The sequence below is a fragment of the Dokdonella fugitiva genome (assembly GCF_014138265.1).
In the GTDB taxonomy this organism is placed as follows: Bacteria; Pseudomonadota; Gammaproteobacteria; order Xanthomonadales; family Rhodanobacteraceae; genus Dokdonella_A; species Dokdonella_A fugitiva_A.
In genome coordinates this window covers 278644-295086 of record NZ_JACGXL010000002.1, presented here as the reverse complement: position 1 = coordinate 295086, position 16443 = coordinate 278644, and the positions used below count along the sequence as shown (strand labels likewise).

At 69.2% G+C, this 16443-nt stretch carries 13 protein-coding genes; 8 read left to right on the top strand and 5 right to left on the bottom strand.

Annotated features, from left to right (window positions below; translation table 11 throughout):
• Positions 1-26 precede the first annotated feature (26 nt).
• Entirely contained in the window at positions 27-668 is a 642-nt protein-coding gene (locus FHW12_RS07485) for a thymidine kinase (RefSeq protein WP_182530389.1), read from the bottom strand.
• An 83-nt stretch (positions 669-751) separates the two neighbouring features.
• Here FHW12_RS07485 and FHW12_RS07480 point away from each other — a divergent pair, with 83 nt between their 5' ends.
• Positions 752-1603, top strand: coding sequence for an NAD-dependent protein deacetylase (locus tag FHW12_RS07480; RefSeq protein WP_182530388.1), 852 nt, complete (start codon positions 752-754; stop codon positions 1601-1603).
• A gap of 4 nt (positions 1604-1607) precedes the next feature.
• Here the strand turns inward: FHW12_RS07480 and FHW12_RS07475 are convergent, their stop codons facing one another.
• On the bottom strand, positions 1608-2846 hold the full coding sequence (locus FHW12_RS07475) for a choice-of-anchor Q domain-containing protein (RefSeq protein ID WP_182530387.1): 1239 nt from the start codon (positions 2844-2846) through the stop codon (positions 1608-1610).
• Positions 2847-3036: 190 nt separating this feature from the next.
• On the opposite strand from FHW12_RS07475, the gene FHW12_RS07470 reads away from it, so the two are divergent.
• Both FHW12_RS07470 and FHW12_RS07465 read left to right on the top strand, forming a co-directional pair.
• Positions 3037-5016, top strand: a complete 1980-nt coding sequence (locus FHW12_RS07470) for a UvrD-helicase domain-containing protein (protein ID WP_182530386.1) — start codon at positions 3037-3039, stop codon at positions 5014-5016.
• Between the two features lie 103 nt (positions 5017-5119).
• Complete coding sequence (locus FHW12_RS07465; protein WP_182530385.1) at positions 5120-6001, top strand: EamA family transporter; 882 nt, start codon at positions 5120-5122, stop codon at positions 5999-6001.
• Positions 6002-6008: 7 nt separating this feature from the next.
• Here the strand turns inward: FHW12_RS07465 and FHW12_RS07460 are convergent, their stop codons facing one another.
• Positions 6009-7025, bottom strand: coding sequence for an AI-2E family transporter (locus tag FHW12_RS07460; RefSeq protein ID WP_182530384.1), 1017 nt, complete (start codon positions 7023-7025; stop codon positions 6009-6011).
• A gap of 118 nt (positions 7026-7143) precedes the next feature.
• Here FHW12_RS07460 and FHW12_RS07455 point away from each other — a divergent pair, with 118 nt between their 5' ends.
• From FHW12_RS07455 to plsB, 3 genes are all read left to right on the top strand, one after another.
• Complete coding sequence (locus tag FHW12_RS07455) at positions 7144-8031, top strand: 5'-nucleotidase, lipoprotein e(P4) family (protein WP_182530383.1); 888 nt, start codon at positions 7144-7146, stop codon at positions 8029-8031.
• A 277-nt stretch (positions 8032-8308) separates the two neighbouring features.
• Entirely contained in the window at positions 8309-9250 is a 942-nt protein-coding gene (locus FHW12_RS07450) for a hypothetical protein (RefSeq protein ID WP_182530382.1), read from the top strand.
• 121 nt (positions 9251-9371) lie between these two features.
• Positions 9372-11903 carry a glycerol-3-phosphate 1-O-acyltransferase PlsB gene (gene plsB / locus FHW12_RS07445; RefSeq protein ID WP_182530381.1) on the top strand — a complete coding sequence of 844 codons (2532 nt, stop codon included), beginning with the start codon at positions 9372-9374 and terminating at the stop codon, positions 11901-11903.
• Between the two features lie 10 nt (positions 11904-11913).
• On the opposite strand, the gene FHW12_RS07440 is transcribed toward plsB, so the two are convergent.
• Positions 11914-12120: a YdcH family protein gene (locus FHW12_RS07440; RefSeq protein ID WP_182530380.1), complete on the bottom strand. Its 207-nt coding sequence runs from the start codon at positions 12118-12120 to the stop codon at positions 11914-11916.
• A 116-nt stretch (positions 12121-12236) separates the two neighbouring features.
• A complete protein-coding gene (gene tkt / locus FHW12_RS07435) occupies positions 12237-14234 on the bottom strand; it encodes a transketolase (protein WP_182530379.1) in 1998 nt (665 codons plus the stop codon).
• A gap of 200 nt (positions 14235-14434) precedes the next feature.
• On the opposite strand from tkt, the gene ttcA reads away from it, so the two are divergent.
• Together ttcA and FHW12_RS07425 are read left to right on the top strand one after the other, a co-directional pair.
• Positions 14435-15310 carry a tRNA 2-thiocytidine(32) synthetase TtcA gene (gene ttcA, locus FHW12_RS07430; protein WP_182530378.1) on the top strand — a complete coding sequence of 292 codons (876 nt, stop codon included), beginning with the start codon at positions 14435-14437 and terminating at the stop codon, positions 15308-15310.
• Positions 15311-15514: 204 nt separating this feature from the next.
• A complete protein-coding gene (locus FHW12_RS07425; protein WP_182530377.1) occupies positions 15515-16432 on the top strand; it encodes a recombination-associated protein RdgC in 918 nt (305 codons plus the stop codon).
• The last annotated feature ends 11 nt before the right edge of the window (positions 16433-16443 follow it).

Here is a 16443-nt window from a genome sequence, read left to right as displayed (position 1 = left end):
CGCTCGCGTCGCGTGCGCTTCCCGGCTCAGGCCGGCTCGCGCGGATGGTCGAGCGGCAGCACCGGCTGTTGCAGTTCGACCGTGCTCTCGCCGGCCATGATCTTCTTGAATTCGGCACGGCTGACCGAGACGTAGCGATCGTTGCCGCCGATCTCGACCTGCGGGCCGTCGGTGACCGCGCGGCCGTGCCCGTCGACGCGCACGACCATCGTCGCCTTGCGCCCGGTGTGGCAGATCGTCTTGATCTCGATGAGATTGTCGGCCCAGGCGAGCAGGTACTGGCTGCCTTCGAACAGTTCGCCGCGGAAGTCCGTGCGCAGGCCGTAGGCGAGCACCGGGATGCCGATCACGTCGACGATGTCGCTGAGCTGCCAGGCCTGCGCCTTCGACAGGAACTGCGCCTCGTCGACGAGCACGCAGTCGAGCTTGCCGCGCGCACCGATGTCCGCCTGCGCGAGCGCGAGCAGGTCGTCCTCGCGCGTGAAGCGGCGCGCGTTCGCGCGCAGGCCGATGCGCGAGGCGACCACGCCTTCGCCCACGCGCGTATCGAGCTGCGGCGTGAGGATCAGCGTGCGCATGCCGCGCTCGTGGTAGTTGTACGCGCTCTGCAGCAGGGTGGTGGTCTTTCCGGCATTCATCGCCGAGTAGTAGAAATACAGTTTGGCCATCGGTCGGGACGCGGGACGCGGAGCGGGCGCACAGCATACCCGCGACGGCTGCATCCGCGCGGGGAACGCGCGAGAATGCGCGCATGAACGCCGTTCCCGAGGCGTCGGCCGCGCTCGCCGACGCCGCCGCGCGCCTCGCCGGTTTCATCGAAGCGCATGCTCGCCTGTTCGTGCTCGGCGGAGCAGGCATCAGCACGGCGTCGGGCATCCCCGACTATCGCGACCGCGACGGCGGTTGGAAGCGCACGCCGCCGATCACCTTGCAGGCGTTCGTCGGCGACGCGCTCGCGCGCTCGCGCTACTGGGCGCGCAGCCTCGTCGGCTGGCGCCGCTTCGGTGTCGCGCGCCCGAATGCGGCGCACCGCGCTCTGGCGGCGCTCGAGCGCGACGGACGCATCGCGCTGCTCGTCACGCAGAACGTCGACGGGCTGCACCAGGCAGCGGGTCACGCAGCGGTGGTCGACCTGCACGGCCGGCTCGATCGCGTGCGTTGCCTCGGCTGCGAGCGCCGCACGCCGCGTGCGCAGTTCCAGCAGGAACTCGAACGGCGCAATCCGGAATGGCTCTCTTTCGACGCACTCGACGCGCCCGACGGCGACGCCGATCTCGAGGGTCTCGCCTTCGAGCGCTTCGTCGTGCCCGACTGCGACAGCTGCGGTGGCCTGCTCAAGCCCGACGTGGTGTTCTTCGGCGAGAACGTGCCGCGCGAGCGCGTCGAGCGCGCGACGCAGGCGCTCGAAGCCGCCGACGCGATGCTCGTCGTCGGCTCCTCGCTGATGGTCTACTCGGGCTACCGCTTCGCGCGCGCGGCGGAACGGGCGCGCAAGCCGATCGCCGCGCTCAACCTCGGCCGTACGCGCGCGGACGACCTGCTGTCGCTGAAGATCGAGGCCGATTGCGCCGCGGTGCTCGGCGCGTTGCAGGCGTGCGGATGACGCGTCAATCGAAGCCGTCGGCGAAGAGGCGGTCGGTGTCGGCGGCGGCGTACTCGTACGCTCCGATGTCGATCGCATCGCCGACGAATCGCGGATGGCCCTCGCCGCGCTGGTCGTAGTTGCTCCACGCCATGAACCCGCCGGCGTCGCGCGCGCACGAGTCAGCGGCGAGCGCGTGCGTCGCGGTCGGACCGCCGTTGCCGGCGAGGGGCTGCAGACGCGGGTCGCAGCTCAGCGTGTCGGACGGATACGCGATGTGCGCGCTGATCGTGCCGATCAGGTTGTGGTCGCCGGTGATGGCGTCGTCCGCGCCGTTCGCGTGCTCGATGTCCGGCGAACCGGTGTTGCCCGCGAGCAGGCTGCCGAAGGCGGTCACCGACGTGCCGAGCGCGGCGCGGCTGTAGAGTCGGATGCCGGCACCCACCGATGCGGTGTTGGCGGTGATCGTGCTCTGGATCAGGTCGAGCCCGTCGACCTGGTACGTCGCGATGCCCCCGCCCTGGCCGGTCGCGGTGTTGCCGGACACGGTGCTGTTCCTCAGGCTGACCGTCCCTCGCCACGCGAACACGCCGCCGCCGTCGCCCGACGTATTGCCCGACACCGTGCTGCCCGTGAGGACGATCGTCGAGGCGTCGTCCGCGGCGATGCCGCCGCCGAGGCCCAGGTCGCCGGTGGCGTTGTCCGACACGGTGCTGTCGACGAGGGTCAGCGTGCTGCCGTCGGTGACGAGGATGCCGCCACCGAAGTAGTTCGACCAGTTGTCCGATACGCGGCTGCGCGTCAGCGAAACGGTCGTGGCGCCGGCGGAAATGCCGCCGCCTGCCATGTCGCCGTGGCCGCCCGAGATCGCCACGTCCTCGAACGCGACCGGCCGGCTCGCGCTGAACACCGAGCCGGAACCGGACACCCGCCGTACGTCCACGCGCACACCGCTGACGGCCGAGCGGATCGTCGTTTCACCGCCGGCGTCGGCAATATCGAGCGGCGCACCGCCGAGCTCGATCGGCGCCAGCGCGGGCGGGATCGCGATCGTGTTGCCGCCGTCGCTGCCTGCCCTGCACTTCGTGTCGGCCGGGCTCGCGTGCGTGTTCGAGGCGGCGATCGCTTCGCGCAGCGTGCAGTGCCCGGAAACGTGCACGTCGCCACCGACGTCCACGTCGATGATCGCGGCCGCGCCGGCATGGCCGAAGGCGAGCAGCAGGGCGGCGGCGATCGGGCGACAGGTCGAGCGGGCAACGGACATGGCGGCTCCATGAAGGGCGATGGTGGCCCCTCCCGTTACGCGACGGCGCGGCGAAAATCCCAACGATCCACGCGATTCGTGTCCGGGCGCCTCGTCAGAACGCGTCCCGCCTCCTGTCAAGCTGTCGGCGGCGGCCTGCGCACGGCACAATCGCCCGACCGTTCCGGTTCGCGCCGACGAATTCGCGCCGATGAGCCTCAATCCGCAACAACGCGCCGCCGTCGAGTACTGCGACGGCCCCCTGCTCGTGCTCGCCGGCGCGGGTTCGGGAAAAACGCGCGTGATCACCGAGAAGATCGCGCACCTGATCAAGCGCCGGCAGGTGCCGGCGGCGAAGATCGCCGCGATCACGTTCACCAACAAGGCCGCGCGCGAGATGCGCGAGCGCGTCGGCAAGCTCGTCTCGGGCACCGCCGCGGAAGGTCTCACGGTATGCACGTTCCACGCGCTGGGGTTGAAGTTCCTGCAGATCGAGCACGCGCGCGCCGGACTGCGACGCGGTTTCTCCATCCTCGACGCCGACGACACGCAGGGCATGATCAAGGAACTCGCGCCGAAGGCGATCAAGCCGGACGCGCTGTTCGCGCTGCAGTCGCTCGTCTCGCGCGCGAAGAACGAAGGACTCACGCCGGAACAGGCCGCGGTGGCCGCGTCCGGCGCGCGCGAGCGCGAGGCGGCGGAGATCTACGCGGCCTACCAGCGCCGCCTCGCCGCGTTCAACGCGGTCGATTTCGACGACCTCATCCGCCTGCCGCTCGGCGTGCTCGAAGGCGACGGGGAAGCGCGCGCGGGTTGGCGCGAACGCCTGCGCTACCTGCTCGTCGACGAATACCAGGACACGAATTCGGCGCAGTACCGGCTGGTCAAGGCGCTCGCCGGCGAACGCGGCCTGTTCACCGCGGTCGGCGACGACGACCAGTCGATCTACGCGTGGCGCGGCGCCAACCCGGAGAACCTCGCCGAACTCTCGCGCGACTATCCGAAGCTGCGCGTGGTCAAGCTCGAGCAGAACTACCGCTGCGCCCGGCGCATCCTGCGTTGCGCGAACAAGGTGATCGCGCACAACGCGCACCTGTTCGAGAAGCGCCTGTGGAGCGAACAGGGCGAAGGGCCGCCGGTGCGCGTGCTCGAATGCCGCGACGACGAGCACGAAGCCGAGTGCGTCGCCGGCGCGATCGCGCATCTGGCCGAGAAGCACAAGGCGCCATGGCACGAATTCGCGATCCTCTATCGCGGCAACCACCAGTCGCGCGCGCTGGAGAAGGCGCTGCGCCTCGCGCGCGTGCCGTACCACGTGACCGGCGGCACCGCGTTCCTCGATCGCGCCGAGGTGAAGGACCTGCTCGCCTACCTGCGCCTCGCCAACAATCCCGACGACGACGCGGCGTTCCTGCGCGTGGTCAACCTGCCGCGGCGCGACATCGGCGCGACCACGCTCGAGAAGCTCGGCGAACTCGCCGGCGCGCGCCACGTCTCGCTGCTGCGCGCGGCGCAGAGCGACGCCGTGCTCGGCCAGCTCACCGGCCGTGCGGCGTCGTCGCTGGTCGCCTTCGCGACCCTCGTGCGCGAACTCGCGGCGAAGGCCGAGCGCATGCCGGCGGCCGATCTCGTCGACGAACTCGTGCGGCGCATCGGTTATGCCGAGCACATCGCCGCGCAGGTGAAGGAACCCGCGTTGCGCGAGCGGCGGCTCGAGAACCTCAAGGAGCTCGGCGAGTGGTTCCGCGCGATGCAGAAGGAAGGCGCGGCGGGCGACCTCGCGGCGCAGCTCGCGCTGCTCAGCCACGGCGATCGCGACGAACCCGGCAATGCGGCGCGCCTGATGACCTTGCACTCGGCCAAGGGACTCGAGTTCCGCTTCGTCTTCCTCGTCGGCGTCGACGACACGACCCTGCCGCACGAAGGCAGCGTCGAGGAAGGCCGCATCGAGGAGGAACGCCGCCTGCTCTACGTCGGCATCACGCGCGCGAAGGAACAGCTGTCGCTGTCGTACGCGAAACGCCGCAAGCGCTTCGGCGAGATCATCGCGAACCAGCCGAGCCGCTTCCTCGCCGAGTTGCCGACGGACGACCTGCACTGGAGCGGCCGCGACGCCGAGCAGGACGCCGCGCACAAGCAGGAACTCGCGACCTCGCACATCGCCCGCCTCGCGAGCCTGCTCGCCGACTGACCCGTTACTGCTGACACGGGCTGGCAGCAGGCGCACGCGCGTGCGGGATGCGCCGGCCCGACATCTGCGAAGATCGCCGCACATCCTGCTCCGGCCTGCCTGCATGTCCACGCGTTCGAACTTCACGCGCATCCTGCTCGCGATCGGCGCACTGCTGGTCGGCATGCTGTCCTACCAGTGCGGCGCGGCGGTGGCCAAGCACCTGTTTCCCGCGGTCGGTGCCGCCGGCGCGACGGCCTACCGGCTCGGCCTCGCCGCGCTCATCCTGCTGGCGTGGCGGCGCCCGTGGCGCCGTTCGCACGCGGGCAGGGACTGGCGCGCGCTGTGGGGCTACGGCCTCGCGATCGGCGCGATGAACCTCGTGTTCTACCTGTCCCTGCGCACGATCCCGCTCGGCATCGCGGTGGCGCTCGAGTTCACCGGTCCGCTCGCGCTCGCGTTGTTCGGGTCGCGCCGCTGGGTCGACTTCGTCTGGGTCGCGCTGGTGGTGGTCGGGCTGCTGATGCTGCTGCCGTTGCGCGAACAGGCGAGCTCGCTCGACCCACTCGGCGTCGCGCTGGCGCTCGCGGCCGGCGTCGGCTGGGTGCTCTACATCGTGCTCGGCAAGCGGGCCGGAGCGTCCTACGGCGCCGACGCGGCGACGCTCGGCACCTCGATCGGCGCACTGCTCGCGGTTCCGATCGGATTCGCGCATGCCGGCTCGGCGCTGCTGTCGCCGTCGCTGTTGCCGTTCGCGCTCGGCGTCGCGGTGCTGAGTTCCGCCTTGCCCTATACGCTCGAGATGATCGCGCTGACCCACCTGCCGTCGCGCACGTTCAGCACGTTGCTGAGCCTCGAACCTGCGCTCGCGGCGGCAGCGGGTGCGGCCTTCCTCGGCGAGCGCCTCGACCCGCTGCAATGGCTCGCGATCGCGGCGATCGTCGCGGCTGCGGCAGGCACCGCGCTCAGCCTGCGCCGGCCCGACGCGATCCCGCCCCCGGCCTGAGCGCGGTTCAAATCAGCTTCAGCGTCGACAGCTCGCGCTTGAGGTAGGCGTAGTAGATCGGTGCGGCGACGAGGCCGGCTGCGCCGAACGCGGCTTCCATGAACAGCATCGCGATGAGCAGCTCCCAGGCGCGCGCGCGGATCTGCGTGCCGACGATGCGCGCGTTGAGGAAGTACTCGAGCTTGTGGATAAGGATGAGGTAGACGAGCGCCGAGATCGCCACGCCGAACGACAGCGACAGGCCGACCACGAAAATGAGCGTGTTGGAGATGAGGTTGCCGACCACGGGCAACAGGCCGGCGATGAACGTCGCGACCACGAGGCTCTTCGCGAACGGCAGGCTGGTGCCGAACAGCGGCAGCACGACGAGCAGGAAGATCGCGGTGAACAGCGTGTTGACGGCCGATATCTTCACCTGCGCGAACACGATGTCGTGGAACGCGGCGACGAGGCTGCGGCAACGCTGCATGAGCGCCTCGACCAGCGGGCCGCGGCGCTTGTCCGGATGCGTCGCCGCGTCGGCGAGTGCGACCATCGCGCCGAGCACCATGCCGATGAGCAGGTGCACGACGACGCGCGCGGCGGTCTTGCCGGCGAGCTGCAGCTGCGACGCGTGCGCGCGCAGCCACTCGACCGCCGCAGTGCGGAAGTCGTCGATGCTGTCGGGCAGGTGGTCGACCACGACCTGCGGCAGCTGCGCACGCGCGCGATCGATCAGCGGCATCAGGCTTTCGAACAGCGCGCCCGGTTCGCCGAGTTCGCGTCGCAGGAACGACACCGTGCCGATGATCGCGAGCGTGAGCAGGCCGACGACGACGACGCTGAGCAGGGCGACGACGAGGCCGTGCGCGCGCGCGCCGGGAAGATGCCGCTGCAGCGGCGGCGCGAGCGCCTCGACGAGCGCGTAGACGAGCAGGCCGGCGAGCAACGCAGGCAGCAGGTGCAGTTCGAGGATGAGCACCAGCGCCAGGCCAGCGAGCACGTACGAGGCGATCTGGATGCGCGAACTGATCGAAGGATCCATGGGCGTCCCGGGCGATGGCTGGCGAGCGGCAGCGTCGGACGGGCGTCCGTGCGAGCGCGTGTCATACACTCTCCTGATCCTAGGGGCTGCCCTCGCGCTTTCCAATCCCGGAGCCACGATGCCGAACGTCCGTCCTTTCCTGATCGCGCTCTCGCTCGGCGCGCTCGCCGGTTGCGCGGCGACGCGTCCGCACGCCGACGCGCCGGCCGCGGTAGCGCCGGTCGTCGCGGGTCCCGCGGCTAACGACAACCTCAACGCGGTCGCGTGGACGCAGACCGCGATCGAGCACGATCTCCTCTATCGCGAGGTGTACCGTCATGCCGGCGAACAGCTGCTGCACGCGCTGAAGGATCGCGACTGGGATGCGCTGCCACGGGAGGAACGCACGGGCAAGGCGCGCCGACTCGCGCCTGCGGTGATCCTCGACATCGACGAGACCGTGCTCGACAACTCGCCGTACCAGGCGCGACTCGTGCGTGACGGCAAGCGCTTCGACGAGTTCACGTGGTCGCAGTGGTGCCGCGAGGAAACGGCGCAGCCGTTGCCCGGCGCGCTCGAGTTCACGCGCCTCGCCGCCGCGCGCGGCGTCACCGTGTTCTACCTGTCCAATCGTGCACAGGACCTCAACGACGCGACGCTCGCGAACCTGCGCAAGGCCGGCTTCCCGATCGCGGTGGCGGAGCCCGTGTTCCTCGGCCTCGGCACGGTCGTCGACGGCTGCGAGCAGTCGGGTAGCGAAAAGGGTTGCCGACGCCGCCTGATCGGGCGCACGCACCGCGTGTTGCTGCAGCTCGGCGACCAGCTCGGCGACTTCGTCGACGTGCTGGCGAACACGCCGCAAGGTCGCCGCGATGCCGTGTCCGGTTACGCGGACTGGTTCGGCGAGCGCTGGTTCGTGCTGCCGAACCCGACCTACGGTTCGTGGGAGCCGGCGCTGTTCAACAACGACTGGGCTCAGCCCGAAACGCGGCAGCGTGCGGCCAAGCTGGATCAACTTCGTTACTGATCAACTACTTATTCGTATACACATGAAGTGTTGCCTCAGCTCCATCCGCTAAGTACAATCGTCCTCAGGAATTGCGGGCCGGCCGATGAACCGGTCGCCCGACGGGACAGCCCCCAGAGAACGACGTACGATTTCCTCCTCCGGCACTGCCGGATTCCACCCGGATGGCTCCGCCGCCCGGGTTTATTTTTTTGTGGCGGACGGGCGGCCGCGCATAGTGGCCGCTGTATCGGCGCGCTGCTACAGTTCGCGGCCTTCCAACCCTTGGGGAACGCTCATGGTCAAGCCTCTGGTCCGCGCGGCGCTCGCGGCGTCGCTGCTCGTCTTCTTCGCCGGCTGCGAACAGAAGCCTGCCGAAACCGCTGCGACCGCACCTGCGGCGGCGGCGACGCCGGACGCGGCGATCCTCGCCTCGGTGCAGTCGATCAAGCAGGGCGACATCGCCGGCCTGATGCAGAACGCGCTGCCGCCGGCCGACTTCGCCAAGGCGAAGGCCGACTGGGGCAAGGACAAGGACCAGGAGCCGATCACCGAGGAACAGCGCACTCAGTTCAACGAGACGATGGCGAAGCTGACCGCGCCCGACGCGGAGCAGAAGCTATTCGCCGAGATCGAGCCGAAGCTCAAGGAATTCGACGCGCAGTACCAGCAGCAGCTGCCGATGTACGCGATGGCCGGCGCCGGCTGGGTCAAGAACATGATCCAGCAGAACCAGACGATGTCGGAAGCCGAACGCACGCAGGCCGTGGCCGCGGTCGATGCGTTGCAGGCGTGGGTCGTGAAGACGCGCTTCACCGACGCCGAATCGATCAAGAAGGTCATCGCGATCGTCGCCAAGGCCGCGCGCGACATGAACCTCAAGTCGCTCGACGAAGCGCGCGCGCTCAGTTACGACCAGTCGATGCAGAAGGCGCGCATCGCGTTCATCGGCCTCAAGGACGCGCTCGCTGTGTACGGCTTCTCGATCGACCAGACGCTCGATTCGATCAAGCCGCAGGTGTTGTCGAACGACGGCAAGACCGCATCGGTGCAGCTGTCGTACACGCTGCTCGGCGCGCCGCTCACCGCGACCACCGAGATGGTCAACGTCGACGGCCGCTGGTACGGCAAGCAGACGATCGAGAAGCTCAAGGAAAAGGCCGCGGAGCAGTCCGCTGCACCGGCCGCCGCGGCGCCGCAGGTCGAGACCGCGCCGGCCGCGGAACCGAAGCAGGGCTGACGCGCGCCGCGCCCGGCGCGGCACGCTCGTCGGCCGGATCCGCGCTACCCGCATGCGCATCGACGCGTTCCGTCGATGCGCGTGCGAGGGCGTGGTTCCGCCATCCTGATAGACTCGACGCATGAACGACTCGCAACCGGCGCCGCGCCCGCCCGAGGCCGCGCAGGTGCCTGCCTGGCTCAAGGCGTTCGGCGCATTGCTGCGCCCGTGGATCCGCATCCATCGCACGCCTGAAGACGTCCACACGCTGCTGCCCGAGGACGCGCGCCCGACGGTCTACGTGATCGAACGCTACGGCCTGTCCGACACGCTGATCCTCGAGCAGGCGTGCGCCGAAGCCGGCCTGCCCTCGCCCTACGCGGCCGCCGACCAGCTGCCGATCAAGCGCCGTCGCGCGGTGGTCGCGCTGTCGCGCCGACCACGCGTGTTCGGCCGCCAGCCGCATCCGACGCGTTCGGAGACGCTGAGCCTGCTCGCCGACATCGTGCGCGCGCATCCGGAACAGGACGTGCGCCTCGTGCCGGTGTCGATCTTCGTCGGCCGCGCGCCGGATCGCGAATCGGGCTGGTTCAGCGTGCTGTTCTCGGAGAACTGGGTCGTCGTCGGCCGCTTCCGCCGGCTGCTCGCGCTCGCGCTCAACGGCCGCGACACGCACGTGCAGTTCGCCGCACCGGTGTCGTTGCGCGAAGTCATCGCCGACCAGCCGGAAGCCGAGCGCGGCGTGCGCAAGCTGCAGCGCATCCTGCGCGCGCACTTCCGCCGCATCCGCGCCGCGGTGATCGGGCCCGACCTGTCGCATCGACGCACGCTCATCGACGGCGTCGTCAACGCCGCGCCCGTGCAGCAGGCGATCGACACCAACGCGAGCAAGGAAGGCATCGATCGCGACAAGGCCGCGCGCAAGGCGCGCGCGTTCGCGTGGGAGATCGCCGCCGACCAGTCGCACCTGGTCGTGCGCTCGGCATCGTTCATGCTGACCGGCCTGTGGGAGAAGATCTACCGCGGCGTGCACATGAACCACTTCGCCGAGCTGCGCAAGATCGTGCCCGGCCACGAAGTCGTGTTCGTGCCGTGCCACCGCAGCACCACCGACGACGCGCTGCTGCCGTACCTGCTGTACCGCAACGGGCTCACCGTGCCGCACATCGCCGCAGGCGTGAACCTCAACCTGCCGCTGATCGGCCCGCTGCTCCGGCGCGGCGGCGCGTTCTTCCTGCGGCGCAGCTTCAGCGACCCGTTCTACTCGACGGTGTTCCGCGAGTACATGAGCCAGCTCATCGCGCGCGGCATCTCGCTGATGTACTTCATCGAGGGCGGCCGCTCGCGCACCGGGCGCACGCTCGAACCGCGCGGCGGCCTGCTGTCGATGACCCTGCGCAGCTTCCTGCGCCAGCCGGAGCGGCCGGTGGTGTTCCAGCCGGTCTATATCGGCTACGAGAAGATCATGGAGGGCGAGTCCTACATCGGCGAGCTCTCGGGCAAGCCGAAGGAAAAGGAATCGTGGGGCGCGCTGCTGCGCGGCCTCGGCGCGCTGCGCGACAACTACGGTGCGGTCACGGTCAACTTCGGCGAGCCGTTGTTCCTCACCCCGTTGCTCGACCAGATCGCGCCGGACTGGAGGAGCGCGGCGGAGAACCCGGACGCGAAGCCCGCGTGGCTGAAGGCCGCGGTCGACACGCTCGGCGAGCGCATCCTCGTCAACATCAACCGCGCCGCGCACGCGAACCCGATCAACCTGCTCGCGGTCGCGCTGCTCGCGACGCCCAAGCACGCGATGGCCGAGGCCGACCTGCTCGCGCAGCTGGAGCTATACAAGGCGCTGCTCTCGACGCTGCCGTATTCCGAGCGCGTCACGCTGACGTCGCTCGGTCCGGCCGAGATCATCGCCTACGGCGAGAAGATGCAGTGGATCCGCCGCGTCGCGCACCCGCTCGGCGACGTGCTAACGGTCGACGCGAAGCAGGGCGTCCTGCTGAGCTACTTCCGCAACAACGTCACGCATCTGTTCGCGACCGCGTCGTGGGTCGCCTGCTGCTTCCTCAACAACCGGCGCCTCGCGCGCACGTCGATCCTGCGCCTCGGCCGTCTCATCTACCCGTTCGTGCAGGCCGAGCTGTTCCTGCCGTGGAGCGAGGACGAGTTCGGCGAGCGCATCCAGAAGACGCTCGACTTCTTCATCGCGCAGGGGCTGCTCGAGGCGGACGCCGACGGTCGCATCATGGAGCGCGGCCCGGGCCAGAGCGATCCCGCGTTCCGCCTGCGCGCGCTCGCGCACACGCTGCTGCCGGCGATCGAGCGCTACTACATCGGTCTCGCGCTGCTCGTGAAGAACGGCCCGCACACGCTGACCGCGGGCGAACTCGAGAACCTGTGCTACCTCAGCGCGCAGCGCCTGTCGCTGCTGCACGAACTCAATGCGCCGGAGTTCTTCGATCGCAGCCTGTTCCGCGGCTTCATCCAGAAACTGCGCGAGCGGCGCGTGGTGTGGGCCGACGAGAACGGCAAGCTCGATTTCGACCTCACGCTCGAGGAAGTCGCCAAGGATGCGCGCGTGATCCTCTCGCGCGAGATCCGCCACGGCATCCTCAAGCTGACACCCGAGAAGCAGGCCGAGCTCACGCGCAGCGAAGCCGCGGCGTCGACGCAGGCCTGACCGCCGCGCCTCAGGCGTCGAGGTCGGGGATCAGCTTGTTCTCGAGGTAGGCGATCATGTCCTTGAGCTTGAGCTTGCGCTTCTTCAGCCGCGTGAGCTGCAGCTCGTCGCAGCCGGGACCGGTCGGCAGGCGCGCGATCGCCGCATCGAGGTCGCGATGCTCGATCCGCAGTTCGGTCAGGCGGCGGACGATGGCGGCGGGGTCGTCGGGAAACATGGCATCGCGCAGTCTACCGTAGGGCGATACGCGCGCAGCGCGCGCACGCTGGCACGGATGGAGTCCGATGGCGCGGCGGGACTCGCGCTGCGCGCTCGACCCGCCCTACACCCGCCCTACGCGTTCTTCGCCACCGCAGCGACGTTCTCCGGCGTGAAACCGAAGAACTCGAACAGCTTGCCGGCCGGCGCGGATTCGCCGTAGCGATCGATGCCGACGACGTTGCCGTCGCCGCGCACGTACTTCCACCACGATGCCGTCGTCCCCGCTTCGATCGCGACCTTCGGCACGCCGGCCTGCAGCACCGACGCGCGATACGCATCGTCCTGGCGGTCGAACGCTTCCGTCGACGGCATCGACACGACGCGCGTCGGCAGGCCGTCGGCGTCGAGGAGCTTCTTCGCTGCGAGCGCGAGGCCGACTTCCGATCCGGTCGCGACGAGGATGCGCGCAGGCGCGCCGTCGCTGTCGGCGAGCACGTAGCCGCCGCGTTCGATCGCGGCGATCTGTGCATCGCTGCGCGGCACGAACGGCAGGTTCTGCCGCGACAGTGCGAGCGCGGTCGGCGCGTTGCGGCGTTCGAGCGCGAGCTTCCAAGCGACGGCGGTCTCGACCGTGTCGCACGGGCGCCAGACGTCGAGGTTCGGGATCAGGCGCAGGCTCGACACGTGCTCGATCGACTGGTGCGTCGGGCCGTCCTCGCCGAGGCCGATCGAGTCGTGCGTGAACACGTGGATCACGCGCTGGTTCATCAGCGCGGCCATGCGGATCGCGTTGCGGCTGTAGTCGCTGAAGGTGAGGAAGGTACCGCCGAACGGGATGTAGCCCCCGTGCAGCGCGATGCCGTTCATGATCGCGGCCATGCCGAACTCGCGCACGCCGTAACTGATGTGCCGGCCGGTGCCGCCGCCGGCGAGTAGCGGCGCGCCTTTCCACAACGTGAGGTTCGAGTGGGTGAGGTCGGCCGAGCCGCCGAGCATTTCCGGCAGCGCGGGCGCGAACGCCTCGAGTGCGTACTGACTCGCCTTGCGCGAGGCGACGGTTTCGGCCTTCGCGTTCGCTTCGGCGACGAGCTTCGCGGCGCGTTCGGCGAAGTCGGCCGGCAGTTCGCCGGCGAGGCGGCGCTCGAGTTCGGCGGCGCGGTCCGCGTGCTTCGCGCGATAGCCGTCGCGGCGCGCGTTCCACTCCGCTTCGTGCCGAGCACCGGCTGCGCGCGCGTCCCACGCCGCGACGATGTCGGCCGGGATCTCGAACGGCGCGTGTTCCCAGCCGAGCGCCTTGCGCGTCGCCGCGAGTTCGTCGGCACCGAGCGCCTCGCCGTGCGCCTTGGCGGTGCCCGCGCGCGTCGGGGCGCCCTTGCCGATCGTCGTGCGGCAGATGATGAAGCTCGGCTGGGTCGTGTGTTCCTTCGCTTCGCGGATCGCGCGATCGACCGCATCGACGTCGTGGCCGTCGATCGGTCCGATCACCTGCCAGCCGTAGGCGCGGAAGCGCGCCGCGGTGTCGTCGGTGAACCAGCCCTGCACCTGGCCGTCGATCGAGATGCCGTTGTCGTCGTACAGCGCGATCAGCTTGCCGAGCTGCCACGTGCCCGCGAGCGCGCAGGCTTCGTGCGAGATGCCTTCCATGAGGCAGCCGTCGCCGAGGAACACGTAGGTGGCGTGGTCGACCACGCGCGCGTCGTCGGTGTTGAACTCGGCCGCGAGCAGCTTCTCCGCCAGCGCCATGCCGACCGCGTTGGCGAGACCCTGCCCGAGCGGACCGGTGGTCGTCTCGACGCCCGGGGTCACATGCACTTCGGGATGGCCCGGCGTCTTCGAATGCAGCTGGCGGAATGCCTTGAGCTCGGCCAGCGGCAGGTCGTAGCCGGTCAGGTGCAGCAGCGAATAGAGCAGCATCGAGCCGTGGCCGTTGGAGACGACGAAGCGGTCGCGATCGGCCCAGTGCGGGTTGGCCGGGTTGTGCCTGAGATGGCGCGTCCACAACGCGACCGCGATCTCGGCCATGCCCATCGGCATGCCGGGATGGCCCGATTTCGCCTGCTCGACCGCGTCCGCGGAGAGGAAGCGGATTGCATTGGCGAGGCGGGCGGTATCGACGCTCGGGCTGGTCATGACGCAACTCCGGATGGGCACGCGCGATGCCGGCGGCGCCGGGCGACGGACGTGCGGAAGACGAGGGATTCGCCCGGATTCCGTCCCGGTGCGCAGAGGGCGCGAATTTTGCCGTATCGGCGGCGGTCGCGGAAGTGAAGGCAACGGTCCGTGCGAGGGCGTCTCGGAACCGGCGCCGGCGCCGACTACAATAGGCGGTCATGAACGCGATTCCGTCCCGCAAGCACGACTACGAAACCGCCAAGCTGGCCAAGCGCCTGCGCCACCAGGTCGGCCAGGCGATCGCCGATTTCAACATGATCGAAGACGGCGACCGCGTCATGGTCTGCCTGTCCGGCGGCAAGGACTCGTACACGCTGCTCGACATCCTGCTCAAGCTGCAGGCGAAGGCGCCGGTACGCTTCGAGCTCGTCGCGGTGCATCTCGACCAGAAGCAGCCGGGCTATGATCCGGCGATCCTGCCGGACTACCTGCGCGGCCTCGGCGTACGCTTCGAGATCCTCGAGCAGGATACCTACAGCGTCGTCAAGCGCGTGATCCTCGAAGGCAAGACGATGTGCAGCCTGTGTTCGCGCCTGCGCCGCGGCTCGCTCTATACGCACGCGGCCGAACGCGGCTACACGAAGATCGCGCTCGGCCACCACCGCGACGACATCGTCGAGACGATGTTCCTCAACCTGTTCCACCAGGCGACGCTGAAGGCGATGCCGCCGAAGCTGCGCTCGGACGACGGCCGCAACGTGCTGATCCGCCCGCTGGCGTACTGCGCCGAGGACGACATCGCGGCGTACGCCGAACAGCAGGGTTTCCCGATCATGCCGTGCAACCTCTGCGGCTCGCAGGAGAACCTGCAGCGCAAGACGATCAAGGCGATGCTCGCCGAGTGGGAGAAGAAGCATCCGGGGCGCACGGAGACGATCTTCCGTGCGCTCGGCAACGTCGCGCCGTCGCAGCTCGCCGATCGCAGCCTGTTCGATTTCGCCGGGCTCGGCGCGAATCCCGTAGCCGGGCGCGCCGACGCGCAGGCGTGGCTCGCCGGCACGGAGCCCGCGCGTGCGGACGACGGCCCGAGCTGACCGCAGCCGCCGTCGTTACGGCGTCCTTGCGCATCGTTGTCCTGCCCGGCATTCCGGTGAAAGCCGCAATCCCATCGCGATCCACCTACGCGCGACCACGTCGATTCCCGCTTTCCGCGCGATGACACGTCCGCCACGCTTCGCGAACCCCGACCGCGAATCGCGCCCACGAACCCCGTTCCCGAACCCGAATCCGGTCCCGCCATGTTCTTCCGCAACCTCAGCCTGTTCCGTTTTCCCGAAAGTGTCACCAAAAGCATCAAACACCTGCCAAAAGACCTCGATTCACACCGATTGCGCGATTGCGGGCCGCTGGAACTGGCGACCCGCGGCTTCGTGTCGCCGTACGGGCGCGACAGCGAGGAACTGTTGCACCAGACCGGTGCATATTCGCTCGTCACGATCGGTGCCGAGGAACGCCTGTTGCCGGGCGTCGTGGTGGCCGAGGAACTCGCCGACCGCATCGCGAAGATCGCCGACAAGGAGGGTCGCCGGCCCGGCGCGAAAGAACGCAAACGATTGAAGGACGAGGTAATTTCGGAACTTTTACCGCGCGCGTTCATACGCCCGTCACGGCTGTCTGCTTATCTCGATGCCGAGCAGGGGTGGTTCGTCGTCGACAGCGCGAGCCGGAAGGCGGCCGAGGACGCCGTCAGTCAGGTGCGCGAGGCGCTCGGCCGCTTCCCGGCTACGCCGATGGCGCCGTCGGAATCCCCGCGCAACCTGATGACGGGCTGGCTGATAGATGGGAAACTGCCGGCAGGACTGGTGCTCGGCGAGGAGGTCGAATTGCGGGATCCGGCCGAAGCGGGCGCGATCGTTCGCTGCCGTCGGCAGGACCTTGAATCGGACGAAATCCGGGAGCATCTGAAGTCGGGCAAGCAGGTCTTCCAGCTTGGCCTCGTGTTCGACGACCGGATGGGTTTCGTGCTCGGCGAAGATCTCGTCGTGCGCAAGCTCCGCTTCCTCGACGGCGTGCTCGACGAGCTCGGCGACGGGACCGCGGAATCGGCGCGCGCCGAACTCGATGCGACATTTGCGTTGATGACGCTCGAATTGAAGAACCTGTTCGAGCGATTGGAAAAGTGGTTCGGAATTCCCCGTCCGGGCGAGCGCGACTGAGCGCCGCGCGC